Below are 24021 nucleotides of genomic sequence, written 5' to 3'. Positions count from 1 at the left end.
TGCCGGGATCGAACGGCGCCCCCGCACAGCGGCGGTCAGGAGTTCTCGCCATGTTGCCCTATGTCTTGCGCCGCCTGCTGCAGGCGATACCGATCCTGCTGGCGGTCGCGGCGCTGATCTTCGTGATGTTCAGTGTCATCCCCGGCAATTTCGCCACCAGCCAGATGGCCGACGGGCGCAGCAATATCGACGCCGCGACGATCGCGCGCATGAACGAGCAGTTCGGGCTGAACGACCCGCTGCCGCTGCGCTTCGCCAAATATGTCGGCGGCCTCGCGACCTTCGACCTCGGCGATTCCTTCCGCACCCGCCAGCCGGTGACCCACCTGATCGGCGAGCGGCTCTGGCCGAGCCTTCAGCTCGCGCTGGCTGCCATGCTCTTCGCCATCGTCATCGGCGTGCCGCTCGGCTTCTTCGCGGCGCTGAAGCCAGGCAGTTGGGTCGATATGCTCTCGATGGTCTTCGCGGTCTCGGGCCTGTCGCTGCCGATGTTCTGGCTCGGCCTGCTCCTGATGTACGGCTTTGCGCTCACGCTCGGCTGGTTCCCCAGCTTCGGCTATGGTGACGGCAATCCGCGCTACATCGTGCTGCCGGCGATCGCGCTCGGCGTCTCGCCGCTGGCCTTGCTGGCGCGCACCTCGCGCGCAGCTGTGCTCGAGATCATGCATGCCGATTTCGTCCGGACCGCGCGCGCCAAGGGCGCGAGCGGCTATCGCGTCATGCGCTGGCATGTCGCCCGCAACGCGCTCGTCATCATCCTGACCACGCTTGGCCTGCAATTCGGCTCGGTGCTCGGCCAGGCTGTGGTCGTCGAGAAGCTCTTCGCCTGGCCGGGCCTCGGCTCGCTTCTGGTCGACAGCGTCACCTGGCGCGACATCCCGGTGGTGCAGGGCTGCATCCTGACGATCGTGCTCTTCTTCCTCGTCGTGAACATCGCCGTCGACGTGCTCTGCGCGATCGTCGATCCACGCATCAAGTACAGCTGAGAGGCACGCGCCCATGAAGTTCCGTGCCAATCTCTGGATCGGCGGCGCCTGCTTCGCGCTCGTCGTCGCCGGCGGCATCTTCGCGCCCTGGCTTGCCCATACCGACCCGGTCATGGACGCCAACCTCATGAACGCCGAGATCCCGCCGGGCTCGGAATTCTGGTTCGGCACCGATGCGCAGGGCCGCGACATCTATAGCCGCGTGCTCTACGGCGCGCGCATCTCGCTGACGGTCGGCATCGTCTCGCAATTGATCAACACCTGCATCGGCGTGGCGCTCGGCCTCTCGGCCGCCTATTGGGGCGGCTGGTGGGACGATTTCGTCAACGGCCTCACCAACATGATGCTCGCCATTCCCTCGCTGGTCTTCGCGCTGGCGATCATGGCGATCCTCAATCCCGGCCTGACCAGCTTGCTGATCGCGCTCGGGCTGACCAACTGGTCCTTCACCTGTCGCCTGACCCGTGCCGCGACGCTCTCGGTCAAGCAACTCGGCTATGTCGAGGCGGCGCGCTCGCTCGGCTATGGCACCTTCCGCATCATGCTGACGCAGATCCTGCCCAATATCGCCGGCCCGATCATCGTCATCGGCACGCTCGGCATGGGCGGCGCCGTGCTGGCGGAGGCCTCGCTCTCCTTCCTCGGCCTCGGCATCCGCCCGCCCTTCCCGAGCTGGGGCTCGATGCTCTCCGATGCGCGCGACCAGATCTCAACCGCGCCCTGGATCTCGATCTTCCCCGGGCTTGCGATCTTCCTCACCGTGCTCGGCCTCAACCTGCTGGGTGACGGCCTGCGCGACATTCTCGACCCTCACTCCCAGCTTCGCAAAGCCTGACAGACAGACCGATGACGACCCAAGAAACGCCCGAAGACCTGATCGATCCGCCGCTCGAAACCATTCGCTTCCACGGGTTGAAGGCGGGGCCGAAGCTCCTCGTTTCCGGCGCCGTCCACGGCAACGAGACCTGCGGCCCGAACGCCATCGCCCGCGTGATCGAGGATTGCCGCGCCGGCCGCGTCGTGGTCCAGCGTGGCGAGGTCACCTTCCTGCCCGTCGCCAATCCCAAGGCCTACAGGCAGAACACCCGCGAGGGTGACCGCAACCTCAATCGCGACCTGCGCGAGCGGCCGCAGCCAGAGGACAACGAGGACCGGATCGGCAACCGCCTCTCCGCCATCCTGCGCCAGCACGACATGCTGCTCGACGTCCACTCCTTCACCGGGGAGGGCGTGCCCTTCGTCTTCTTCGGCCCGGACGACAATCGCGGCACGCTCGAACCCTTCCGCCATGGCGCGGCCGAGGCCGCCTTCGCCGCCTGCCTCGGCGTCGACCTGATGATCCATGGCTGGCTCGACATCTATGTCCGGCTGATCGCGGCGCGCGAGCGACTGAACCTGCCGCGGCTCGCCGTCACCGAAGGCTTCGGCACGACGGAATTCATGCGCTTCGCCGGTGGCTATGGCGTGACGCTCGAATGCGGCCGCCACGAGGACCCGGCCTCCGTCGATGTCGGCTACAAGGCGATCCGCAACGTGCTGGCCCATCTCGGGCTGACCGACGAGGCGCCACCGGCTCCCGAAAAGCGCGTCGTCGTCCACATGGACGATCTCGTCATCTGCGAGGCCGAGGGCGACCGCGTCGAGGGCACTTGGAAGACTGGCGACCGCGTCGCCAAGGGCACGCCGATTGCCCGCCGCGCGGATGGCACGGTCGTGGCGATGCCGCGCGACGGCTTCATCATCTTCCCCAATCCCAAGGCCAAGCCCGGCGAAGGCATCTGCTATCTCGGGACGGAGAGCACGCGCCGCTATTGAGGCGGAGCGGTCTACCCGCCGCTCTTCTCCGGCTTGCCGATGCGGCTCAAGTCGAGCTGCTTCTGCAGGCCGAGCATGACGCTGAACGAGGTCACCGGCGTGAGCCCGGTCTCCTTGGTCTTGCGCCAGGCGCCGGAGGCCGTGGCGGTGAAGCCCTTGCTTAAGCTGCGCTGGTAATCAATGCCGATGCCCTTCTGGTCCGAGCGGGCATCGAGCCCGACATAATCGTCGGTCTTGCGGCGAGCGGAAAGGCTGATGGCATTGTCGTCGTCGATCCGGGCCGTCAGCTTCGCCTCATGCGCCGTCGTCACATTGATGACGGAGAAAGGTAGGGTGGTGTCCTCCACCGTGCGGGCCGAGCCGAGATCGAGCGTGAAGCGCTCATAGGGCAGGCGCAGCTTTGCCGTGTAGAGCAGGCTCTCGACCGCATCGAATTCCTTCTCCGGGAAATAGGCCCGGAACGGCGACAGCGAGCCTTCGATCGCGGCCCCGCCCAGCACCGTCGAGAAGAACAGGTTGGGCTGCAGCCGGTTATGGTCGCGCCGGAAGCCGAGATAGTCGACGCCTTCGATGTAATGGACGCGCGAGGCGCTGAAGGAGAGGCCGATCTCGGTCTCGCCCGAGCGCCAGGCCGCGCCGGCCGTCAGCCCGAGCGTGCCGAAATTTTCGTCGCGTGGCAGGAAGTCGCCGAGATTGAAGACATTGCGCTCGTTCAGTGCGGTGAGGCGCGCCTCCCCGCTGGCAAAGAGGCGGAACGGGCCGATGCCATGGTCGAGGCGCTCGCGCCAGGCCAGGCTGCTCTTCCGGCGCGACCAGCTCTGCTCGTTATTGACTGACAAGGAGGATTGGAGCGCGCTCGCATCGCCCAGGCTGAAACCGTGCTTCAGCGTCAGCGAATGGGCGCGGGCCGAGGCGAGCGCGCGCGGGTCGTACTGCGTCTCGACCAGCGAGAGGTTCAGCCCGTAGCCGTCCTGCAACGTACCGTGAAGATAATCCCAGGTTGCATAGGTCGTGACGACGGGAGTGCCCTTTGCGCCCTGGATGCCGGCCGGATTGCTGTCGAAGCCGCCGCGAAGCCCGATGACGGCGATCGAGCTTTCCCTCTCTTCGCCGGATGCCTCGGTCGCCAGCGCAGATGGCGAATGCAGGGCTAGGGCTGAAAGGATGATGATGCGCGTCGCTACCGCCATAGTCTCACCAATTCTGTCGTGATCATGCGATGATATTGGTTAATGAATTGGAAATATCTTAATTATTACTGTAAATTGCAGTTTGTGTTATTCAGTTCGCTGCGTATTGAATTCGCCGAGTTGCTGTAAGTATGTCCCGAGATGCGGGTTAACTTTACCCGGTATGGTTAATGTGGAGACAAAGTTGTCTTATCTAGTTGTTGCAACTTATACGAGTGTTGTCGCTTCCGGCCCGGAGGCGAAGACAGGGAGAAGCAAGATGAAATACGTGATTGTTCTCGCTACGGTTGCAGCTTTCGCCGTTTCTCCGGCCATGGCCGGTGGGCGTGGCGGCTCGCTGATCGGCGGTATCGTCGCCCCGGTGACCACCGCGGTGTCGGGCGTCAAGATCAATGCGCTCAACAATGTCAGCGTCCTTAGCGGCAACGGCATCGCCAACGGCAACAAGATCGGCATCGTCGCGCCGGTGAAGGCGATCGTCAGCAAGAACGGCCTCGTCGGCGGCCTGCTTGGCGGTCTCGGCCATGGCTGCGGCTGCAACTGACGCCGCGTTTCCGACATCCCCACATGAAACTTGGAATGGGGCTGGCACGCGCCGGCCCCTCTTTTTTGCGTAGGGATCGCATCGCGCCGGGCGATCCCTAAAATGCCCGGGATCGGGCTGACGGGTTCTTAGAGCCTCGCGCGTAGAGCCATGCGCCATGCATCTGCTGATGAGGCCCCGCAAACGCGCCGCGCAGTTGCCCGCGGATATCGAGATCGAGATCATCTCGCGTCTCTTCGCGGCCCTGCCTCAGATTCTCTGCATCGCGGCCGGGCTGATCGTCGGCTCCGCCATCATGGCCGTGCAGACGGGCGAGGCGGTCTTCTGGTGGCTGACGGCAGCCGGCGTCGCGACGACGTTGGCGCGCATCGCCAATATCGTCGGCTTCAAGCGGCGCGACCCCGCGCGCAAGCTCACGCTTGCCGAGGCCCGGCGCTGGGAGGCGGGCTACGCCTATACCGCCTTCGCCTTCACGCTCGTTATCGCCGCGCTGACTCTGACCGCCGCGGCCGTGGACCATGCCGGCGGCTTCGTGCTCAGCCTCGGACTGACCATGGCGCTGACGGCCGGATCCTATCTGCGCACCTTGCGCTACTGGATCTGCGCCGTGCTCTCGACGATCGCGATCGGTACGCTGGTCGTCGCCTTCCTCGTCTCGGGCGATCCGCTCTATCAGGCGCTCAGCGTGCTTCTCCTCGTCTATCTCTATTCGATCTACGAGAGTTCCGATCACATCATCGGCCAGTTCGAGGAGTTGCTGATGGTGCGTCGGGAGCTCGACTTCGCCGCGAGCCACGACCCGTTGACCGGGCTCGTGAATCGCCGGGGGCTCGACCGTGTGCTGCGCGAGGCCGGCGAGAGCGGCGAGGCGCTCGGCCTCCTGCTGCTCGATCTCGACGGCTTTAAGCTGATCAACGATCGCCATGGCCACCAGGCCGGCGACGAGCTGCTGCAACAGGTCGCGATGCGGCTGAAGGGCGTCGTCCGCCCCGGCGACAGCGTGGCGCGGCTCGGCGGCGACGAGTTCGCTCTTGTCGTGCGCGGCGTTGCCGATGCGGTCGCGCTCTCGGAGGTTGCCGAACGGGCGGTCTCGGTCGTCAAGGCGCCGTTCATGCTGGCTGGTCAACTGGTCTCGGTCGGCGCCAGCGTCGGGGTCTCCGTCAAGTCGGAGCAGGATGCCGGGCATTGGACGGTCGAGGTGCTCACGCGCGCCGCCGACCAGGCGCTCTATGGCGCCAAGCGCGCCGGCAAGGGCCGCAGCATGGTCGCGCATTGGGATGACGTTGCCTGACATCGCCTGGGAATGCCGTTAGCTTGATCTTGGCATCTCGTTCACCTACCGTCCGGCAGGTAGCTGCGCGGTGATGCGATGCAGGAACGGGAGAAGGCGATGTCATCAGGCGGAAAGCTTGTCGCGGAGGGCGCGCGCCGTTCGCCTTACTTCACCGAGGAGCATGAGGCGCTGCGCGACCAGGTCCGCCGCTTCGTCGAGACCGAGATCAAGCCGCATGCCCTGCAATGGGAGGAGGATGGTTTCGTCCCGCGCGCCGTGCTGCGCAGGATGGGCGAGCTCGGCTTCTTCGGCATCCGCTATCCCGCCGACTACGGCGGTTCCGAGATGGATATGATGGCGACCGTCGTGCTGGCCGAGGAACTGGGCCGCTCGACCTTCTCCGGCGTCGCGATCACCGCGCTGGTCCATACCGACATGGCCTCGGTCCATATCGCCAATGCCGGCAATCAGGCGCAGAAGGACAAATACCTGCCCGGCATCATCGCCGGCGAGAAGATCGTCGCGGTCGCCGTCACCGAGCCTGATGCGGGCTCGGACGTGAAGGGCATCCGCACCACGGCGCGGCGCGAGGGCGACCATTACGTCCTCAACGGCGCCAAGATGTTCATCACCAACGGCGTCCATGCGGATCTCTACTGCGTCGCCGCCAAGACCGACCCGCAGGGGCGGCCCTCGCAATCGGTCTCGATCTTCGTCGTCGAGAAGGGCACGCCGGGCTTCTCGGTCTCGCGCGCGCTCGACAAGCATGGCTGGCGCTCGTCCGATACGGCCGAGCTCTCCTTCGTCGATTGCAAGGTGCCGGCCGAGAACCTGCTCGGGCAGGAGGGGCGCGGCTTCTACGCGATCATGAGCAATTTCCAGAACGAGCGCACCGTGATCGGCGCCATGGCGATGGGCGAGGCGCAGGCCGCGATCGATTTCACGCTGGACTATGTGAAGACCCGAAAAGCCTTCGGCGCGCCACTCTGGGAGAAGCAGGCGATCCGCCAGCGTCTGGCCGAGCTTGCGGGTAAGGTCGAGGCCGGGCGCCAGCTCGTCTATCACGCCGCTTGGCTCGATGCGCAGGGCTTCGACGCCACCCGCGAGGTCTCGATGGCCAAGGCCTATTGCGGCGAGCTGGTCAACGAAGTGATGTACGATTGCCTGCAGTTCCATGGCGGCATGGGCTACATGCGCGAAAGCGCGATCGAGCGCATGACCCGCGACGCCCGCGTCCAGGCGATCGGCGGCGGCGCGACCGAGGTGATGCTCGAGGAAGTGGCGAAGCGGCTGTGAACCAGAGGCGCCTGTCATCCCGTGCGCGCCGCAGCGTGAAACGCTGCTGCGCAGACACGGGACCGTCTCCCGGAGAAGGCGCCTTCTCGTCACGCGGTCCCGTGTCTGCGCAGCGGCACTGCGCGCCGCAGCGCGCACGGGATGACACTCTATGAATGACGCGCCAACCACCCGGCCAGCCGCCGAAGGCGGCTCGCGCCGGCTGATCCTCGACCATGCCGCGCGGCTGCTGCGCGGCGGCGGCTACCACCAGACCACCTTGCGCGAGATCGCCGAGGCGGTCGGCATCCGCAAGGCGAGCCTCTATTACCATTTTGGCTCGAAGGAGGAGATCGTCGAGGCGGTCGTCAACGATGGCGTGCGCTTCGTCCATGAGGCGGTCGTCGCTGCGCTCGCCGCGGAGGAGGATGCCTCGCCGCGCGTGCGGCTGGAGGCGGCGATCCGCGCGCATCTCTGCGCCCTGCACGGCCATGGCGATTACACCTCGGCCAGCATCAAGGTCTTCACCTTCGGTGCGGCGCCGGTGCCGGAAAGCGTGCGGGCCGTGCGCCGCGCCTATGAGGATGTCTGGCGCCGCCTGATCGCCGAATGGCAGGAAGCTGGCGGCATGCCGGCCGGCAATTCGCCGGATGTGCTCAGGCTCTTCCTCCTCGGCGCGCTCAACGGCTCGACCGATTGGTACCGGCCGGAGCGCCATGCGATCGACGCGCTGGCGCGCGAATTCGTGGCGCTGCTCTCGCCGCATTGACCGGTAGTCCCGCCTTCCACGCAGGGGCGGGCGGCATCGCCATGGCTGACCGATGCTCCGGCGATTGCTAGCATCCCCGGCGCGGGGCTGACGGTCGCCTCGCGATCTGACGAGGATTCTTCGCCTGATGCGCGCCTTCTATCACCCCGACCAAGCCCTTCACGATCCCCAGCAGTACATGCGCTTCGGCAAGGTCGTGGCCCCCAAGGACCTGCCGGAGCGGACGGAGCGCCTGCTTGGCGCGCTCGGGAAACACGGTATCGCGCCGGAGAAGCCGGCGGCGCATGGCAAGGAGCCGGTCCTGGCGATCCACGATTCCGGCTTCGTCACATTCCTCGAAACCGCCTGGGCGCACTGGCAGGACCTGCCGGCCGAGCGCGGCCCGGAGGTCTGGCCGAGCACCTTCCCGTATTGGAGCGGGCGCCCGGACGAGGATGTCCGCCCGCCTTGCCGCCCGACCGGCTTCATCGGCCAGCTCGGCTGGTATCTCGGTGATCTCTCGGTGCCGATCGGCGAGCATTGCTGGCACTCGACGTTGCGCTCGTCGGAGACGGCGGTCTCCGCAGCCGATGCGATTCTGGCCGGCGAGCGCGCCGTCTACTCGCTCTGCCGCCCGTCCGGCCACCATGCCCGCGCCGATCGCGCCACCGGCTTCTGCTATCTCAACAACACCGCGATCGCGGCCCAGCGCCTGCGCTCGAAATTCGGCAAGGTTGCAATCCTCGACGTCGATGCCCATCACGGCGACGGCACGCAGCAGATCTTCTATCGCCGCAACGACGTGCTGACGATTTCGGTCCATGCCGACCCAGCCAACTACTACCCGTTCTTCACCGGCTATGCCGACGAGCGCGGCAACGGCCCTGGCGAGGGCTTCAACCTCAACCTGCCGCTGGCGCATGGTGCCGGCGGCGCCGCGATGGAGGCCGCCGTCGCCGAGGCCGGCAAGGCGATCCGCAATTTCGGCGCCGAGGTCGTGGTGATCGCGCTCGGCTACGATGCCCACAAGGACGACCCGATCGGCGTCTTGAAGCTGGAGGCTTCGGACTTCGGCACGATCGGTCGGCAGGTGAAGGGTTTCGACCTGCCGACGCTGGTGGTGCAGGAGGGCGGATACGCCATGGAGGCGATCGGCGATTGCCTCGACGCGTTCCTGGGCGGGTTCAAGTAGCGCCTGTCTTTTCTGGGATTACCGCTGTCATCCCGTGCGCGCTGCGGCATGAAATGCCGCTGCGCAGACACGGGACCGCGCGACGAGAAGGCGCCTTTCCGGGGAATGATCCCGCATCTGCGCCGCAGCACTGACGTGCCGCGGCGCGTGCGGGATGACGCCCTTCAGTGCTGCTCGATGCAGCTCAGATCGCCGCTTCGATCAGGAACGGCCCCTTCCGGCTCAGCGCCGCCTTGAACAGGCTGGTGAACTCCTCGGCGGTTGTGGCCCGCGCCGCTTCGACGCCCATGCCCTTGGCCATCATCACCCAGTCCAGCGCCGGCTCGTCGATGTTCAGCATCAGCGTGGCGTTGCGGCCGAAATCGTTGACGCCGACGGCGCGCATCTCGCCATGCAGGATCTGGTAGGTCCGGTTGGCGAAGACGACGGTGACGATGTCGAGGTTCTCACGCGCCTGCGTCCACAGGCCCTGCACCGTGTACATGCCCGAACCGTCGGCTTGCATGCCGATGACCTTGCGGTCGGGGCAGGCGACGGCGGCGCCGATGGCGAGCGGAATGCCTTCGCCGATCGCGCCGCCGGTGAGCTGGATATAGTCGTGCTGCGGCGCGCTGTGGCAGTCGTAGTAAAAGCTGCGGCCGGACGAGACCGACTCGTCGCAGACGATGCAGTTCTCCGGCAGCAGGGCCGAGACGATGGCGCAGGCCTTGTCGGCATCGAGCTTGCCGGTCGGCAGGCCGGGCTGCTCCTTGCGCGCCGGGGCGATGTAGAGCGGCGCCGTCTTGGTCGCGCCCATCTCCTCGGCGAGCGCGGTGATCGCGGCCGGCAGGTCGTCGCCGGAGATCGCGAGCTTGGCGACCTCGCAGCCGTCATGGATCAGGCGGCCGGGCTTGCCGGGATAGGCGAAGAAGCCGACCGGAACCTGCGCGCCGACAAGCACGAGATAATCGACGTCCTTGAGCTGCTCGAGCGCCTTGTCGATCGGATAGAACACCTTGGGCATGGCGACGCGGCCGGCGCCGCGCTGGATGCGCCCGTTCGACATCTGGCTGAAGATCTGGGCGCCGGTCACGGCGCAGATGCGGGCGGCCATCTCCATCGGCTTTTCGCGGAGCGCGAGGCCGGTCAGCATGATCGCGCCGCGCTTGCCGTGCTTGCGCAGGCCGGCCGCGACCTCGCGGATCGTCGCGCCATCGACGTTCTTCAGCGCCGGCAACTCGGTCGGCTTCAGCGTGGCGGGCTCGACGCTGCCCCAGGCGCAGTCCGCCGGCAGGATCACGGTGGTGACGCCGGGTAGGGTCAGCGAGGCGACATAGGCTTCGCCGATCGCCGGGCCGACATCCTCCGGCGTCGCGATGCGGCGGACGAAATGCGACATCGGCTCGGCCAGGCTCTCGATATCGCTGGTCAGCGGCGCGTCATGCTGGAGGTGATAGGTCGCGTGATCGCCGACGACATTGATCATCGGCGTGCGGGCGCGCCGGGCATTGTGCATGTTGGCGAGCGCGTTCGCCATGCCGGGGCCGCAATGCAGCAGCGTCGCCGCCGGCTTGTCGGCCATGCGGGCATAGCCGTCGGCCGCACCGGTCACCACGCCCTCGAACAGGCCGAGCACGCAGCGCATCTCCGGCTTGCGGTCGAGCGCCGCGACGAAATGCATCTCGGAGGTTCCGGGATTGGCGAAGCAGGTATCGACGCCGTTGATCAGAAGCGTGTCGCAAAGGCGGTCGGCGCCGTTCATTGGAAAACCTCGACTCGAAAGAAATAAGGGCGTCTACGCGCCGGCGGGCGGAAGAGGAGGAAATTCCCTCTGCCCTGTCAAACGAGAGAATGTCATGACTTCCCCAAGCGGCGCTGATCGGCCGCTTGACGTGTTTGCATATGCAATTAGGTTGTCTTGGAACGAAGGTTGCATCGCAGCACGAATGACGTCTAGGCGTCGCAGTGAGGCGTCAGCCCAAAAGCAGGGGAAGGGTTTCAATCATGGCAGTTTTCAAGCGCACCGGCGCGGCGGTCGGTTTTGGCCTTGCGGCGCTTCTCGCGGCAGGCGGCGCCCAGGCGCAGACCAAGGTCAATATCGGCATTTCCGGCTGGACAGGCTTCGCGCCGCTGGTGCTGGCCAAGGAAGCCGGCATCTTCGCCAAGAATGGTCTCGACGTCACCATCAAGAAGATCCCGCAGAAGGACCGCCACCTCGCCATCGCCTCGGGCGACGTCCAGTGCGCCGCGACCACGGTCGAGACCTGGCTGGTCTGGGATGCCGCCGGCATCAAGACCAAGCAGATCTTCCAGCTCGACAAGAGCTACGGCGCCGACGGCATGGTCGTGCGCAAGGACATCGCCTCGATCAAGGATCTGAAGGGCAAGACCGTTGCGGCTTCCGCGCCCGGCACCTCGCCCTATTTCGCCCTGGCCTGGATGCTCAAGGAGAACGGCCTCTCGGTGAAGGACGTCAAGGTCGTCAACATGGAGCCCGGCCCGGCTGCGCAGGCCTTCATCGCCGGCCAGAACGACGCGGCGCTGACCTATGAGCCCTATCTCTCGACGGTGCGCGAGAAGCCGGATGCCGGCAAGATCATCGCCACCACGCTCGACTATCCGATGGTGATGGACACGTTCGGCTGCACGCCCGCCTTCCTCGTCGACGAGAAGGCGGCGGCTGCGCTGACCAAGAGCTATTTCGATGCGCTCGCCATGATCAAGGCGGAGCAGGCCAAGGCCTATGAGATCATGGGCGCCGACGTGAAGCAGACCGGCGAGCAGTTCGGCAAGTCGGCCGGCTATCTGCGCTGGTCGGATGCCGAGGGCAACAAGACCTTCTTCTCAGGCGAGTGGCAGGCCTTCAACGCCAAGGCGGCCGATGTGCTGCTGGAGGTCGGCCTGATCAAGACGAAGCCTGATTTCGCTTCGCTGGTCGATACGCGCTTCGTCGCCGGCAAGTGAGGCCCGGGGCTGCTTGAGATCTCCGCAAGTCCTCATCCTGAGGAGGCCCGCAAGGGCCGTCTCGAAGGATGTTTCAGGAGGTTCGGGAACCATCTGGAGCATCCTTCGAGACGCCGCTTCGCGGCTCCTCAGGATGAAGGCTGCGGGATGACAGCGGATCTTGATCGCGTAAACGGCGACATCCTCCCGGATGTTCTGGAGCCCGGCCTGCATGTCGTTTTCTGCGGCACGCAGGCCGGCGCCGCCTCGGCCAGGCTCGGCGCCTATTATGCCGGGCCGGGCAACAAGTTCTGGCCGGTGCTTCATGAGATCGGGCTTGTACCGGAGAGGCTTCGGCCGGAGGAGTTCCGGACCATCCTGCGCTACGGCATCGGCCTGACCGATGTCGCCAAGCGCAGCTCGGGCCCGGATTCCGCGCTGCGCGGCGACCATTTCGACGTGGCCGGCTTCGTCGAGCGGATCGCTGCGAATCGGCCCCGCATCCTCGCCTTCAACGGCAAGCGTGCGGCGCAGGCCGCTCTCGGCATCCGCGAGGGCCGGCTCGCCTACGGGCCGCAGGCGCACAGACTGGCCGACGCCGACATCTACATCCTGCCCTCGACCTCCGGCGCCGCCGCCGGCTTCTGGTCGATCGAACCCTGGAAGCAACTGGCCATGGCCATGACCGGAATCCAATCGCGATGAGACCCTTGCAACCCGTCTCGGCCTCGGCCCGTATCGGCTATGGCCTGGCCTTCTTCGCGCTCTTCGTCGCGCTCTGGTCGGTCGCGACCTTCGGCGGCTATGTCCAGCGCCTCTTCCTGGCCGATCCGCTGACCATGGTCGGCGAAGGCTACAACCTGATGGTCCGCTACGGCTTCAGCTTCGACATTCTGATGACGATCTGGCGCGTCGTCGGCGGCTTCGTCATCGCCGTCATGGTCGCCCTGCCGATCGGCATCCTGATGGGCGCCTACAAGCCGGTCGAGGCCTTCCTGGAGCCCTTCGTCTCCTTCGCGCGCTATCTGCCAGCCTCGGCCTTCATCCCGCTGCTGATCCTCTGGGCCGGCATCGGCGAGACGCAGAAGCTGCTCGTCATCTTCATCGGCTCGGTCTTCCAGCTCATCCTGATGATTGCGGTCTCGGTCGGCTCGATCCGGCGCGACCTCGTCGACGCCGCCTACACGCTGGGCGCGACCGACAGCTCCGTGGTGCGCCGCGTGATGCTGCCGAACGCCGCGCCCGAGATCGCCGAAATCTTCCGCCTCGTCCTCGGCTGGGCCTGGACCTATGTCATCGTCGCCGAGCTGATCGGTTCGTCCTCCGGCATTGGGCACATGATCACCGACAGCCAGGCGCTGCTGAACACCGGGCAGATCATCTTCGGCATCATCGTCATCGGCCTGATCGGCCTCGTCTCCGATTTCCTCTTCAAGGCGGTCAACCAGCGCCTGTTTCCGTGGGCGCGCGCATGAGCAAGCTTGTCATCGAGAATGTCGGCAAGGTCTTCGCAGGGCAGCGCGGGGCTGAGCCGACGCGCGCCCTGATGCCGACCTCGCTCACTGTCGCCGACAACGACTTCATCACCATCCTCGGCCCCTCCGGCTGCGGCAAGTCGACCTTGCTGCGCATCATCGGCGGGCTGGAGACGGCGAGCGAGGGGCGCGTTCTGCTCGACGGCTCTGCCGTCGTGGGGCCAGGCGCCGATCGCGGCTTCGTCTTCCAGAGCTACACGCTCTTTCCTTGGCTGACGGTGCAGCAGAACATCGCCTTTGGCCTGCGCGAGAAGGGCTTGGCCGAAGCCGAGCGCCTGAAGATCGCGCGGGACTGGGCGGTGCGCGTCGGTCTGGGCAGCTTCGTCGACCATTTTCCGAAACAGCTTTCCGGCGGCATGCAGCAGCGCACGGCGATCGCCCGCGCGCTGGCCAACGACCCGAAAATCCTCTTGCTTGACGAGCCCTTCGGCGCGCTCGACAACCAGACCCGCGCCCTGATGCAGGAAATGCTGCTCGGCATCTGGGAGCGCGAGCAGAAGACCGTGCTCTTCGTCACCCATGACATCGAAGAGGCGATCTTCGTCGGCTCTCGAGTCGTGGTGATGAGCAAGCGCCCGGGGCGGATCAAGGCCGATATCGCGGTGGATCTGCCGCATCCGCGGCCCTACACCATCAAGACGACCCCGGAATTCGTCGCCCTGAAGGAGCGGCTGGTCGAGGAGATACGCGCGGAGGTGATCGCGGCGGATCACTAACCGGACGGCCCGCCATGCTTCCGTAGCGGAACCGGGTGACCTTGCCTGCGTTGTCATGTCGCAGGCGAAGGGCTGCCTTGCGCTTAAAGGCCGTTACGGCTGCGTGGCAAATTGCCATCTTGAGCGAAAGGGGCGCTGCCGAAGGTAGGGCCAATGCATTCGCTGATCGCCAGAATGTTGTCTCGGCTCGCGATCGAGCCACGTATCGATGTCGTATTTCCCGACGGGACATTGCAATCCGTCGGGCAGGGCGCCGCGCCCCGATTGCGCATGCGCATCGTGGATTCGCCGACGGAACTGAAACTCGCGCTCAATCCCGAGCTCGCCCTCGGCGAGGCCGTGATGGACGGCCGCGTCGTGGTCGAGCAGGGCTCGCTCTACGACCTGCTCGATGCGCTCGTCGCCGCCGTGCACCGCGCCCGCCCTAAGGGCTGGGGCAAGGTCCTGGAGGGGCTGCGCACCGCGGTGCGCCGCTTTCACCAGCACAACACGCCAGCGCTCGCCCGGCGCAATGTCGCGCATCACTACGATCTCAAGAGCGACTTCTTCCGGCTCTTCCTCGATCCGGACATGCAGTATTCCTGCGCCTATTTTGCAGAGCCCGATATGACGCTGGCCGAAGCACAGGTCGCCAAGAAGCGCCACATCATGGGTAAGCTCGATCTCAAGCCCGGCCAGCGCGTGCTCGATATCGGCTGCGGCTGGGGCGGCATGGCGCTCTCGATCGCCGGCGAGACCGGCGCCTCGGTCACCGGTATCACGCTTTCCGAGGAGCAACTCGCCATCGCCCGGCAGCGTGGCGCCGAATCCGGCCTGCCGGTCGAATTCCGCCTGCAGGATTACCGCCACCTGAACGAGCCCTTCGACCGCATCGTCTCGGTCGGCATGTTCGAGCATGTCGGCGTCGGCTATTACCGCGACTATTTCCGCAAGATCCGGGAATTGCTGAGCGACGATGGCGTCGCGCTGGTCCATACGATCGGCCGCTCGACCCCGCCCGGCGCGACCAATCCCTTCATCGCCAAATACATCTTTCCGGGCGGCTATATCCCCGCCATGTCGGAGGTTGCAGCGGCGGTCGAGCAGGAGGGGCTCGTCATCACCGATGTCGAGGTGCTGCGCTTGCATTATGCCGAGACGCTGAAGGTGTGGCGCGAGAACTTCCTCGCCCGGCGCGACGAGGCGGTGGCGATGTATGACGAGCGCTTCGCCCGGATGTGGGAGTTCTATCTCGCCGCCTGCGAGGCGAGCTTCCGACATGACGATCTGGTGGTGTTCCAGTTCCAGCTCGCCAAGAAGCTCGACGGCCTGCCGATCACGCGCGGCTATATCGCGGAGCGTGAGGCCGAGCTTGGACGGAAGGCGACGCAAGCGAAGGTCGCCGAGCCGGCTTAGATGGCGGCTTCTAACAGCACCACCTTTGTCATTCCGGGTTCTTCGCTCCGCGAAGCCCCGGAATGACAAAGTCTTCGAGCCGGCCTAGGCCGGCTCCGGCCCGACATAGCGGGCGCGAGGCCGGATCAGGCGTCCGGTCTCACCTTGCTCCAGCGCATGCGCGATCCAGCCGGCGCAGCGTGCCGCGGCGAAGAGTTGGAACGGCACATCCGGCGCAAGCCCGAGTTCAGTCGCGATTGCCGTCAGCACGAAGTCGATATTCGGCTCCTCGCCGGTCAGCGCCGTCACAGCCCGGCGCGTCTCCTCATAGGCCGGTGGTAGCGAGAAGGCCGTGAGTAGCGCCCGTGCCCGCGCATCGCCGTCCGGATAGAGCGGATGGCCGAAACCGGGCAGGGGCATGCCGGTCGCCAGCCGGGCAGAGACCGCCATCTCGACGCCCTCACTGGCGATCTCGCGCATCAGCCCGAGCACCCGCGGGGTCATCCCGCCATGCAGCGGTCCCGACAGCGTCGCGAGCCCGGCCAGGATGCAGGCCGCGAGCGAGGCGCGTGTCGAGGCCGCGACCCTGACCGCGAAGGTCGAGGCGTTGAGCTCATGGTCGGCGAGCAGCACCAGAGCGCGGCGGATCAGGTCGGCACCGCGTTCGTCGCAGCCCCAGGCCTGCGCCAGCCGGTGATGGATCGGCCCCTGGCCCGGCCGCCCGGCGATGGCGTCGACGAGCGAGTCGATGACGGAGGCGGCTTCCAGATAGAGCGCCTTCTTGGTGCGGCCGGCCATGGCGGGGTCGCTGGCGGCGCGCGCGGCGATCACCGCGAACATGCGCTGTCGGGCCGGCGCCTCCGGCACGATCGTGAATAGCGGCGGAAAGCGCTGCGAGCCGCAATCCCAGAGCAGCCGCGCGACATCCTCCAGCTTCGCCGTCTCGGCCAGCTTTTCGGCATCCTGTCCGCGATACCAGAGCTTGCCGCGCTGGATCGTGGCGATGCCGGAGGCCAGGATCGGCTCGCCGAAGGCGATCGCATCCTCTGCGATGGCTGCCGGTTTCCGCCCCCGCGCCTTGCGATGCTCCAGCCGCGCCACATCCTCGGCCCGGTAGAGCCGGCGGCGCGAGTCGCCCGCATCGCCGCGCGCCTCGATCAGCCCGCGGCTGACATAGGCGTAGAGCGTCTGCGGCTTCAGCCCGAGCCGCTGCATCACCTGTTGCGCTGTCAGCCAGTCGGTCATGGGAAAATATATTGATTATATTGTTCAAGATTGATTCTATCGGCGAGGCTATCAATCTTCAAGGCCTCAGATGTTGAGGAGAACCGCCATGTCCGATGGCCTTGAAGATGTCGTTGCCGCCCATACCGTGCTCTCGGAAGTCGATGGAGCGGCGGGCCGGCTGGTGATGCGCGGCCACAGCCTCGATGAGCTCGCGGGCCATACCTCCTTCGAGGAGATGGCCGCGCTGATGCTTGACGGCTTCGTGCCGGACCTGCCCGCCATGAAGGACTTAGCCGCAGCGCTCGGCGCGGCGCGGCAGGAGCTGTTCGAGTCCGTGGTGCGGAAAGCTGTCGTCCCTCTCACGCTCGCCCCGGTCGAGATGATCCGCGCGATGACAGCGCTGATTCCCGATGGTGAGGATGCCGGCACGGTCCTGCGGCTGCTGGCGGCGCCGGCCGTGTTCACGGCTGCGTCCCTGCGTCTGCGGCAAGGTCTCGCGCCGATCGCGCCTGATCCGTCGCTGTCGCAGGCGGCCGACACATTGCGCATGCTGACGGGCAAGGCGCCGACGAAGCAGCAGGCGGCGGCGCTCGACACCTATCTGGTGACTGTCGCCGATCACGGCCTCAACGCCTCGACCTTCGCGTCGCGCGTTGTCGCCTCGACCCGCGCCGGGCTGGTTTCGGCGGTGCTCGCCGGCATCGGCGCGCTCAAAGGCCCGCTCCATGGCGGCGCGCCCGGCCCGGTCATCGAGATGCTCGATGCGATCGGCTCGCCCGCCAATGCCCGGAACTGGCTGGAGACGGCGCTCGATCGCGGCGATCGCCTTATGGGCTTCGGTCACCGCATCTATCGTGTGCGCGATCCGCGCGCGGATGCGTTGAAGGGCGCGATCCGCCGGCTCGGCGCCGATAGCGGGCGCCTCGCATTGGCCGAGGCGGTGGAGCAGGCGGCGCTCGCCATCCTGCGCGAGCGCAAGCCCAACCGGACGCTGGAGACCAATGTCGAGTTCTACACGGCGCTGCTGCTGGAGGCGCTCGGTTTCACGCCGGACTCTTTCACTTGTGTCTTCGCGTTGGGCCGGACGATGGGCTGGCTCGCCCATGCCAAGGAGCAGATCGCCGGCGGCCGTCTGATCCGCCCGCAATCGGTCTATGTCGGCCCGCAGCCGCGCCAGGCGGCCTGAGCCGCCCACTCGCGCGTCATTCCGGGCGACCAAAGGGAGACCCGGAATCCATCGAAGGGCGATGTGCTCTACGATGGATTTCGGCTCTGCGCCGCTGGCGCGGCTTGGCCGGAATGACGGAGTTCAGGCTTGTGAGGTTAGCTTCACGACGAACAGCTCGCCGCCATTCTGGGCAGCGAGCTTTGCGGTGACGGGCGCTTCTAAGACAGCGCTATCTCCAGCCGCCAGAGCAGCTCCATTCACCTGCCACTCTCCATGCCGAGCCACCAGGACCAGCACGCCACGCTCAACCGCGATCTCATGCGATCCGCCGCTCAGGCGCTCGACGCTATGGCTCCACGCCCCGCGGCGGCTCATCACATTGAGGTCGTCGATCGCTCCATCGACCAGCACCCCGTCCACCGCCCGGTCGGCGGCGAAGAAGAACGGTGCGGTCGCGCGGTCGAGCGAAACCGTCTCGCCATCGCCAAAGGCCAGCCGGATGCCATTGCCGGTCAGCACGGACAGCGTTCGGTCGATGCCGGGAAAGGACGAGAACGGTCCGTCGGCGCCCACATGGGCCATCGATATCCGCCAATCGAAATCGCCGAGCGAGGCGCCTTCAGGCGCCGCCGCGATTTCGGTCGTGGTGCCGCCGCCGTTCTTCCACGGCATGACCTTGCAATCGGCGGCGCGGATGATGCGCATGGCAGACTCCTTCGAATTCAAGCGGAACACTTGTCATTCCGGGGCTCCGCGCAGCGGAGAACCCGGAACCCACGACCGGGCGAGGCCGCCCTGGTCAAGGCGTCACACCCAGTCGTGGCTTCCGGGTTCGCCCTTTGGGCGTCCGGAATGACAAGGAGGTTCCTCAGCCCAAAATCCCCGGCAGGTTGAGCCCCTTCTCGCGGGCGCAGTCCAGCGCGATGTCGTAGCCGGCATCGGCATGACGCATCACGCCCGTCGCCGGGTCGTTCCAGAGCACGCGCGAGAGGCGGGCGGCCGCATCGTCGGTGCCGTCGGCGCAGATCACCACGCCCGCATGCTGCGAGAAGCCCATACCGACGCCGCCGCCATGGTGCAGCGAGACCCAGGTCGCGCCCGAGGCCGTGTTGAGCAGGGCGTTGAGCAGCGGCCAGTCGGAGACGGCATCCGAGCCGTCCTTCATCGCTTCGGTCTCGCGGTTCGGCGAGGCGACCGAGCCGGAATCGAGATGGTCGCGGCCGATCACGACCGGCGCCTTGAGCTCGCCGGTCCTGACCATCTCGTTGAAGGCGAGCCCGAGGCGGTGGCGATCGCCGAGGCCGACCCAGCAGATGCGCGCCGGCACGCCCTGGAACGCGATGCGCTCGCGCGCCATGTCGAGCCAGTTGTGCAGGTGCTTGTTGTCGGGCAGCAGTTCCTTCACCTTGGCGTCGGTCTTGTAGATGTCCTCCGGATCGCCCGAGAGGGCCGCCCAGCGGAACGGGCCGATGCCGCGGCAGAACAGCGGGCGGATATAGGCCGGCACGAAGCCCGGGAAGGCGAAGGCGTTCTCCAGCCCCTCGTCCTTGGCGACCTGGCGGATGTTGTTGCCATAGTCGAAGGTCGGGATGCCCATGTCCTGGAAGGCGATCATCGCCTCGACATGCTCGCGCATCGAGGCGCGGGCCGCGGTCTCGACCGACTTCGGATTGGCTTCGCGCGCCTGCTTCCACTGGCCCATGGTCCAGCCCTTCGGCAGGTAGCCGTTGATCGGGTCATGCGCCGAGGTCTGGTCGGTGACCATGTCCGGGCGGATGCCGCGGCGGACCATCTCGGGCAGGATCTCGGCGCAGTTGCCGAGCAGTCCGACCGACTTCGCCTCGCCGTTTTTGGTCCAGCGGGCGATCATCTCCAGCGCCTCGTCGAGCGTCCCGGCCTTCTCGTCGAGATAGCGGGTGCGCAGGCGGAAATCGATCGAATCGGGATTGCACTCGACGGCGAGGCAGGAGGCGCCGGCCATCACCGCGGCCAGCGGCTGGGCGCCGCCCATACCGCCGAGGCCGCCGGTCAGGACCCATTTTCCCTTGAGATTGCCGCCATAATGCTGGCGCCCGGCCTCGACGAAGGTCTCGTAGGTGCCCTGCACGATCCCTTGCGTGCCGATATAGATCCAGGAACCGGCCGTCATCTGGCCGTACATCGCGAGCCCCTTCTTATCGAGCTCGTTGAAATGATCCCAGTTGGCCCAATGCGGCACGAGGTTCGAATTGGCGATCAGGACGCGCGGCGCGTCCTTGTGGGTGCGGAACACGCCAACCGGCTTGCCGGACTGGACGAGCAGGGTCTCGTCGGCCTCGAGCTGGCGCAAGGTCGCGACGATGCGGTCGTAATCCTCCCAGGAGCGGGCGGCGCGGCCGATGCCGCCATAGACCACGAGCTCCTGCGGGTTCTCGGCGACATCGGGATGCAGGTTGTTCATCAGCATGCGCAGCGGTGCCTCGGTCAGCCAGCTCTTGGCGCTGAGTTCGGTGCCGGTGGCGGGGCGGATGACGCGGGTATTGTCCAGGCGGGTCATGAACGGCTCCGTTCGAGTTCCTTGGCCGCGTCGAGGGCGGCGGCGATGATGGCTGACAAGGCGGTTTGCAAGGCGGCGGCCTTCGGCGCGTCGAAGGTCCAGGGCGCGGTCTCGTCGGTCAGATAGGCCGAGAGCGCGATTTCCATCTGGAGCGCGTGAACGCGCTCGGAGGGGCGCCCGTAATGGCGCGTGATCCAGCCGCCCTTGAAGCGACCATTGGCGATCTGGGTCAGGGGATGGCCGGCCATCGCGGTGACGGCGGCGGCCTCGACGCTCCCGGCGCAGCTCTGGCCGGAATTGGTGCCGAGGTTCAGTATCGGCAGCGTGCCCGGAAACAGGCGCGGGATCACCGACTTGATCGAGTGGCAGTCCCACAGCACGCAATAGCCGTGCTCGGCCTTCACCCGTTCGATCTCGGCGGCCAGCGCCGTGTGATAGGGCTGGAAATAAGCTGCCTTGCGCCGCTCGATCTCGTTCGCGTCCGGAGCCTTCTGCCAGATCGGCGCGCCGTCGAAGGTCGTGCTCGGAACGAGCTCGGTCGTCGCCTGGCCCGGATAGAGCGAGACGCCGGACGGGTCGCGGTTGAGGTCGATGACGAAGCGCGAGAGCTGCGCCTCGACGATTGTGGGCTCGAACGGCGCGGCGAAGCCGTAGAGCTGGCGCATATGCCAGTCAGTATCCTCGACCAGCTTTCCGCGTTCGTTGAGCTGCGCCGCGACCTCCGGCGGAAGGCCGGTGCCGGGATGCGGCATCGAGAGGATCAGCGGGGACGAGCCCCGCGTGACCGTGACGGTCTCGGCGCTCATGCGCTGCACTCGGCGAAGCTGTCGAGGCCGGCTGCCTTGCCGACGGCGCCGGAGAGCACGAACTCGGTCGCGGCCGCGAGGTCGGGGGCGAGATAGCGGTCCTCGGTGAGCGGCGCGATCTTGCTGCGCAGCAGCGCGAGCACCGGCTCCAGGCGCGCGCTGGTCTTGAGCGGGCGGTGATGCTCGATCGCCTCCGCCGCCGCCATCAGTTCGACGCCGATGATGCTGGCCGCGTTCTTCGCCATGTCGATCAAGCGGAAGGCGCCATGCGTCGCCATCGAGACATGGTCTTCCTGGTTGGCCGAGGTCGGGATGGTGTCGACCGAAGCCGGATAAGCCTTCTGCTTGTTCTCGGAGGCGAGCGCGGCAGCGGTGACCTGCGCGATCATGAAGCCCGAGTTCAGGCCGGCATCGCGGGCGAGGAAGGGCGGCAGGCCGCTCATCACGGGGTCGACCAGCAGCGCCATGCGGCGCTCCGAGAGGTTGCCGATCTCGCAGACGGCCATCGCCAGGATATCGGCGGCGAAGGCGACCGGCTCGGCGTGGAAATTGCCGCCCGAGACAATCTCGCCGGGGCCGAGCACCAGCGGATTGTCGGTGACCGCGTTGGCCTCGATGGAGAGTGTCGCGGCGACATTCGCCAGCAGCCCATGAACCGCGCCCATCACCTGCGGCTGGCAGCGGAGCGAATAGGGGTCCTGCACCTTCGTATCGCCATGGCGATGGCTCTCGCGGATCGCGCTGCCGGCGATCAGGTCGAGCAGGATCTTGGCGACCTTGATCTGGCCGGGCTGACCGCGCAGAGTCTGGATGCGCGGGTCGAACGGAGTATCGGAGCCCTTGAGCGCATCGACCGAGAGCGCGCCGGCGACGAGCGCGGCGTCGAAGACGCGGGCGATGGCGGCCAAGCCCGTGAGCGCCAGCGTGGTCGAGACCTGCGTGCCGTTGATCAGCGCGAGGCCTTCCTTGGCGCCGAGTGCCAGCGTGGCGAGGCCCGCACGCTTGAGGGCATCTGCCGCCGGAAGCGTCTCGCCCTTCAGGCGGATCTCGCCGTAGCCCATCAGGGCTGCGGTCATATGGGCGAGCGGCGCGAGGTCGCCGGAGGCGCCCACCGAGCCCTTGGCCGGGATCACCGGCAGGGCGTCGGCCTTGAGCGCGTTAGTCAGCGCTTCGATAACGACGGGGCGCACGCCGGAGGCGCCGCGCGCCAGGCTCGCCGCCTTCATCGCCAGCAGCAGGCGGACGACACCGTCGGGCAGGGCCGGGCCGGTGCCGACCGCATGCGAGAGGATCAGGTTGCTCTGGAGCTTGGCGAGATCGGCATCGGCGATGCGCACGCTGGCGAGCTTGCCGAAGCCGGTATTGACGCCATAGGTCACGGTGCCGGCAGCGACGATCTCCTCGACGATCTTCTGGCCGGAGGCGATGTTCTTCGCGCTCTCACCACTGAGCGAGGCGACGGCGCCGTCGAGGATCGCGCGCCAATCGGTGAGATGTGCTGCGCCCGGGTTCAGCGAAACCGTGATCATTGTCCGTTCCAGATGCGGGTGTGAAGGGGATTGAAACCGATGCGGTAGGCGAGTTCGGCCGGGCGCTCGATCTCCCAGATCGCGAGATCGCAGCGCTTGCCGGATTCGAGCGTGCCGATTTCGTCCTGCAGGCCGAGCGCGGTCGCGGCGTTGCGGGTGAGGCCGGCAAGAGCCTCTTCCGGTGTCATGCGGAAGAGCGTGCAGGCCATGTTGAGCACCAGCAGCGGGGAGGTCAGCGGCGAGGAGCCGGGATTGGCGTCGGTCGCGAGTGCGATCGCCGCGCCATGCTTGCGCATCAGTTCGATCGGCGGCTTCTGCGTCTCGCGCAGGAAGTAGAAGGCGCCCGGCAGCACGACCGCGACCGTACCGGCCTTGGCCATGGCGATGACGCCGTCCTCGTCGAGATATTCGAGGTGGTCGGCGGAGAGTGCGCCCATCTCGGCTGCGAGCTTGGCGCCATGCAGGTTGGAGAGCTGCTCGGCATGGATCTTGATCGCGAGGCCCTTGGCCTTGGCGGCCTCGAATACTGCCTTGGTCTCGTGGGGCGAGAAGGCGATGCCCTCGCAGAAGACGTCGACCGCATCCGCCAGACCCTCGGTCGCGACGGCATCGAGCAGCGGCCCGGCGACGAGCGCGGTGTAGTCGCCCGACCGCCCCTTGTATTCCGGCGGCACGGCATGGGCGCCGAGGAAGGTGGTGCGGACGGTGACAGGGCGCTCGCGGCCGATCCGGCGGGCGACGCGCAGTTGCTTGAGCTCCGCCTGCTGCTCCAGCCCGTAGCCGGACTTGATCTCGACGGTGGTGACGCCCTCGGCCATCAGCGCGGCGAGGCGCCGGTCGGCGGAGGCGAAGAGCGCATCCTCGCTCGCCTCGCGCGTCGCCTTGACGGTGGAGAGGATGCCGCCGCCGGCCCGCGCGATCTCCTCATAGGTCGCGCCCTGCAGGCGCAGTTCGAACTCGTGCGCCCGGTCGCCGCCATAGACGAGATGGGTGTGGCAATCGATCAGGCCGGGCGTGATCCAGCGTCCCGCGCAGTCGATGGTCTCGGCCGCCTGGAAGGAGGGCGCCGCGCTGCGCGGCCCGGCATAGACGATGCGTCCGTCGCGGGCGGCGATGACGCCGTCCTCGATCGCACCATAGGGCGCATCGATCGCGGCCGACATCGTCGCCAGCCGCGCATTCGTC

The 24021-nt window shown here is 66.8% G+C and carries 22 protein-coding genes; 14 read left to right on the top strand and 8 right to left on the bottom strand.

Going from position 1 to position 24021, the window contains the following annotated elements; all coding sequences use genetic code 11:
- Positions 1 to 50: 50 nt before the first annotated feature.
- The 3 genes from JHD80_RS02180 to JHD80_RS02170 are packed head-to-tail and all read left to right on the top strand — an operon-like array spanning position 51 to position 2801.
- Positions 51 to 986, top strand: coding sequence for an ABC transporter permease (locus JHD80_RS02180; RefSeq protein ID WP_199084733.1), 936 nt, complete (start codon positions 51 to 53; stop codon positions 984 to 986).
- Between the two features lie 13 nt (positions 987 to 999).
- Positions 1000 to 1821: an ABC transporter permease gene (locus tag JHD80_RS02175; protein ID WP_199084732.1), complete on the top strand. Its 822-nt coding sequence runs from the start codon at positions 1000 to 1002 to the stop codon at positions 1819 to 1821.
- 11 nt (positions 1822 to 1832) lie between these two features.
- Positions 1833 to 2801, top strand: a complete 969-nt coding sequence (locus tag JHD80_RS02170) for a succinylglutamate desuccinylase/aspartoacylase family protein (RefSeq protein ID WP_199084731.1) — start codon at positions 1833 to 1835, stop codon at positions 2799 to 2801.
- An 11-nt stretch (positions 2802 to 2812) separates the two neighbouring features.
- Here JHD80_RS02170 and JHD80_RS02165 read toward each other — a convergent pair whose 3' ends face one another.
- Positions 2813 to 3991 carry a hypothetical protein gene (locus JHD80_RS02165; RefSeq protein WP_199084730.1) on the bottom strand — a complete coding sequence of 393 codons (1179 nt, stop codon included), beginning with the start codon at positions 3989 to 3991 and terminating at the stop codon, positions 2813 to 2815.
- A gap of 259 nt (positions 3992 to 4250) precedes the next feature.
- Between JHD80_RS02165 and JHD80_RS02160 the strand changes: the two genes are divergently transcribed.
- From JHD80_RS02160 to JHD80_RS02140, 5 genes are all read left to right on the top strand, one after another.
- Positions 4251 to 4535: a hypothetical protein gene (locus tag JHD80_RS02160; RefSeq protein WP_199084729.1), complete on the top strand. Its 285-nt coding sequence runs from the start codon at positions 4251 to 4253 to the stop codon at positions 4533 to 4535.
- Positions 4536 to 4692: 157 nt separating this feature from the next.
- Positions 4693 to 5826, top strand: a complete 1134-nt coding sequence (locus JHD80_RS02155) for a GGDEF domain-containing protein (protein ID WP_210339778.1) — start codon at positions 4693 to 4695, stop codon at positions 5824 to 5826.
- 99 nt (positions 5827 to 5925) lie between these two features.
- Complete coding sequence (locus JHD80_RS02150; protein ID WP_199084727.1) at positions 5926 to 7104, top strand: acyl-CoA dehydrogenase family protein; 1179 nt, start codon at positions 5926 to 5928, stop codon at positions 7102 to 7104.
- Positions 7105 to 7255: 151 nt separating this feature from the next.
- The gene (locus JHD80_RS02145) at positions 7256 to 7852 is read left to right on the top strand and encodes a TetR/AcrR family transcriptional regulator (RefSeq protein ID WP_199084726.1); all 597 of its coding nucleotides are present in this window, start codon (positions 7256 to 7258) and stop codon (positions 7850 to 7852) included.
- 127 nt (positions 7853 to 7979) lie between these two features.
- Positions 7980 to 9023: a histone deacetylase family protein gene (locus JHD80_RS02140; RefSeq protein WP_199084725.1), complete on the top strand. Its 1044-nt coding sequence runs from the start codon at positions 7980 to 7982 to the stop codon at positions 9021 to 9023.
- A 184-nt stretch (positions 9024 to 9207) separates the two neighbouring features.
- Here JHD80_RS02140 and JHD80_RS02135 read toward each other — a convergent pair whose 3' ends face one another.
- Entirely contained in the window at positions 9208 to 10764 is a 1557-nt protein-coding gene (locus JHD80_RS02135) for an acetolactate synthase large subunit (RefSeq protein ID WP_199084724.1), read from the bottom strand.
- A 242-nt stretch (positions 10765 to 11006) separates the two neighbouring features.
- Between JHD80_RS02135 and JHD80_RS02130 the strand changes: the two genes are divergently transcribed.
- The 5 genes from JHD80_RS02130 to JHD80_RS02110 all read left to right on the top strand — a co-directional run bounded on the left by JHD80_RS02130 (position 11007) and on the right by JHD80_RS02110 (position 15591).
- On the top strand, positions 11007 to 11966 hold the full coding sequence (locus JHD80_RS02130) for an ABC transporter substrate-binding protein (protein ID WP_199084723.1): 960 nt from the start codon (positions 11007 to 11009) through the stop codon (positions 11964 to 11966).
- A 147-nt stretch (positions 11967 to 12113) separates the two neighbouring features.
- Positions 12114 to 12650 (top strand): mismatch-specific DNA-glycosylase, encoded by a 537-nt coding sequence (locus JHD80_RS02125; RefSeq protein ID WP_199084722.1) that lies wholly within the window; start codon positions 12114 to 12116, stop codon positions 12648 to 12650.
- Positions 12647 to 13420, top strand: a complete 774-nt coding sequence (locus JHD80_RS02120) for an ABC transporter permease (protein WP_199084721.1) — start codon at positions 12647 to 12649, stop codon at positions 13418 to 13420. The genes JHD80_RS02125 and JHD80_RS02120 overlap by 4 nt, the downstream gene beginning before the upstream one ends.
- Positions 13417 to 14196: an ABC transporter ATP-binding protein gene (locus tag JHD80_RS02115; protein WP_199084720.1), complete on the top strand. Its 780-nt coding sequence runs from the start codon at positions 13417 to 13419 to the stop codon at positions 14194 to 14196. Before JHD80_RS02120 ends, JHD80_RS02115 begins: the two co-directional genes overlap by 4 nt.
- Positions 14197 to 14370: 174 nt before the next feature.
- Positions 14371 to 15591, top strand: a complete 1221-nt coding sequence (locus tag JHD80_RS02110) for an SAM-dependent methyltransferase (protein WP_282568349.1) — start codon at positions 14371 to 14373, stop codon at positions 15589 to 15591.
- A gap of 84 nt (positions 15592 to 15675) precedes the next feature.
- Here JHD80_RS02110 and JHD80_RS02105 read toward each other — a convergent pair whose 3' ends face one another.
- Positions 15676 to 16815: a citrate synthase family protein gene (locus JHD80_RS02105; protein WP_199084718.1), complete on the bottom strand. Its 1140-nt coding sequence runs from the start codon at positions 16813 to 16815 to the stop codon at positions 15676 to 15678.
- Between the two features lie 88 nt (positions 16816 to 16903).
- Between JHD80_RS02105 and JHD80_RS02100 the strand changes: the two genes are divergently transcribed.
- On the top strand, positions 16904 to 17983 hold the full coding sequence (locus JHD80_RS02100) for a citrate synthase/methylcitrate synthase (protein ID WP_199084717.1): 1080 nt from the start codon (positions 16904 to 16906) through the stop codon (positions 17981 to 17983).
- 123 nt (positions 17984 to 18106) lie between these two features.
- Here the strand turns inward: JHD80_RS02100 and JHD80_RS02095 are convergent, their stop codons facing one another.
- From JHD80_RS02095 to hutI, 5 genes are all read right to left on the bottom strand, one after another.
- Complete coding sequence (locus JHD80_RS02095; protein ID WP_199084716.1) at positions 18107 to 18670, bottom strand: HutD/Ves family protein; 564 nt, start codon at positions 18668 to 18670, stop codon at positions 18107 to 18109.
- 163 nt (positions 18671 to 18833) lie between these two features.
- On the bottom strand, positions 18834 to 20501 hold the full coding sequence (gene hutU / locus JHD80_RS02090) for a urocanate hydratase (RefSeq protein ID WP_199084715.1): 1668 nt from the start codon (positions 20499 to 20501) through the stop codon (positions 18834 to 18836).
- The gene (hutG, locus tag JHD80_RS02085; protein ID WP_199084714.1) at positions 20498 to 21307 is read right to left on the bottom strand and encodes an N-formylglutamate deformylase; all 810 of its coding nucleotides are present in this window, start codon (positions 21305 to 21307) and stop codon (positions 20498 to 20500) included. Before hutG ends, hutU begins: the two co-directional genes overlap by 4 nt.
- Positions 21304 to 22836 (bottom strand): histidine ammonia-lyase, encoded by a 1533-nt coding sequence (gene hutH, locus JHD80_RS02080; RefSeq protein ID WP_199084713.1) that lies wholly within the window; start codon positions 22834 to 22836, stop codon positions 21304 to 21306. Before hutH ends, hutG begins: the two co-directional genes overlap by 4 nt.
- Entirely contained in the window at positions 22833 to 23999 is a 1167-nt protein-coding gene (hutI, locus tag JHD80_RS02075) for an imidazolonepropionase (RefSeq protein WP_210339784.1), read from the bottom strand. The genes hutH and hutI overlap by 4 nt, the downstream gene beginning before the upstream one ends.
- Positions 24000 to 24021 lie beyond the last annotated feature (22 nt).

This window comes from Allobosea sp. ASV33, from assembly GCF_016428755.1.
Classification (GTDB): Bacteria; Pseudomonadota; Alphaproteobacteria; order Rhizobiales; family Beijerinckiaceae; genus Allobosea.
Note: the sequence above shows the minus strand (reverse complement) of the source record. Positions and strands in the feature narration are given on the sequence as shown.

Bases quoted from the DNA above. Each gene is read 5' to 3' on its own strand.
- JHD80_RS02180 (WP_199084733.1), top strand. From the start codon at position 51: ATGTTGCCCTATGTCTTGCGCCGCCTGCTGCAGGCGATACCGATCCTG.
- JHD80_RS02175 (WP_199084732.1), top strand. From the start codon at position 1,000: ATGAAGTTCCGTGCCAATCTCTGGATCGGCGGCGCCTGCTTCGCGCTC.
- JHD80_RS02170 (WP_199084731.1), top strand. From the start codon at position 1,833: ATGACGACCCAAGAAACGCCCGAAGACCTGATCGATCCGCCGCTCGAA.
- JHD80_RS02165 (WP_199084730.1), bottom strand. From the start codon at position 3,991: ATGGCGGTAGCGACGCGCATCATCATCCTTTCAGCCCTAGCCCTGCAT.
- JHD80_RS02160 (WP_199084729.1), top strand. From the start codon at position 4,251: ATGAAATACGTGATTGTTCTCGCTACGGTTGCAGCTTTCGCCGTTTCT.
- JHD80_RS02155 (WP_210339778.1), top strand. From the start codon at position 4,693: ATGCATCTGCTGATGAGGCCCCGCAAACGCGCCGCGCAGTTGCCCGCG.
- JHD80_RS02150 (WP_199084727.1), top strand. From the start codon at position 5,926: ATGTCATCAGGCGGAAAGCTTGTCGCGGAGGGCGCGCGCCGTTCGCCT.
- JHD80_RS02145 (WP_199084726.1), top strand. From the start codon at position 7,256: ATGAATGACGCGCCAACCACCCGGCCAGCCGCCGAAGGCGGCTCGCGC.
- JHD80_RS02140 (WP_199084725.1), top strand. From the start codon at position 7,980: ATGCGCGCCTTCTATCACCCCGACCAAGCCCTTCACGATCCCCAGCAG.
- JHD80_RS02135 (WP_199084724.1), bottom strand. From the start codon at position 10,764: ATGAACGGCGCCGACCGCCTTTGCGACACGCTTCTGATCAACGGCGTC.
- JHD80_RS02130 (WP_199084723.1), top strand. From the start codon at position 11,007: ATGGCAGTTTTCAAGCGCACCGGCGCGGCGGTCGGTTTTGGCCTTGCG.
- JHD80_RS02125 (WP_199084722.1), top strand. From the start codon at position 12,114: ATGACAGCGGATCTTGATCGCGTAAACGGCGACATCCTCCCGGATGTT.
- JHD80_RS02120 (WP_199084721.1), top strand. From the start codon at position 12,647: ATGAGACCCTTGCAACCCGTCTCGGCCTCGGCCCGTATCGGCTATGGC.
- JHD80_RS02115 (WP_199084720.1), top strand. From the start codon at position 13,417: ATGAGCAAGCTTGTCATCGAGAATGTCGGCAAGGTCTTCGCAGGGCAG.
- JHD80_RS02110 (WP_282568349.1), top strand. From the start codon at position 14,371: ATGTTGTCTCGGCTCGCGATCGAGCCACGTATCGATGTCGTATTTCCC.
- JHD80_RS02105 (WP_199084718.1), bottom strand. From the start codon at position 16,815: ATGACCGACTGGCTGACAGCGCAACAGGTGATGCAGCGGCTCGGGCTG.
- JHD80_RS02100 (WP_199084717.1), top strand. From the start codon at position 16,904: ATGTCCGATGGCCTTGAAGATGTCGTTGCCGCCCATACCGTGCTCTCG.
- JHD80_RS02095 (WP_199084716.1), bottom strand. From the start codon at position 18,670: ATGCGCATCATCCGCGCCGCCGATTGCAAGGTCATGCCGTGGAAGAAC.
- hutU (WP_199084715.1), bottom strand. From the start codon at position 20,501: ATGACCCGCCTGGACAATACCCGCGTCATCCGCCCCGCCACCGGCACC.
- hutG (WP_199084714.1), bottom strand. From the start codon at position 21,307: ATGAGCGCCGAGACCGTCACGGTCACGCGGGGCTCGTCCCCGCTGATC.
- hutH (WP_199084713.1), bottom strand. From the start codon at position 22,836: ATGATCACGGTTTCGCTGAACCCGGGCGCAGCACATCTCACCGATTGG.
- hutI (WP_210339784.1), bottom strand. From the start codon at position 23,999: ATGTCGGCCGCGATCGATGCGCCCTATGGTGCGATCGAGGACGGCGTC.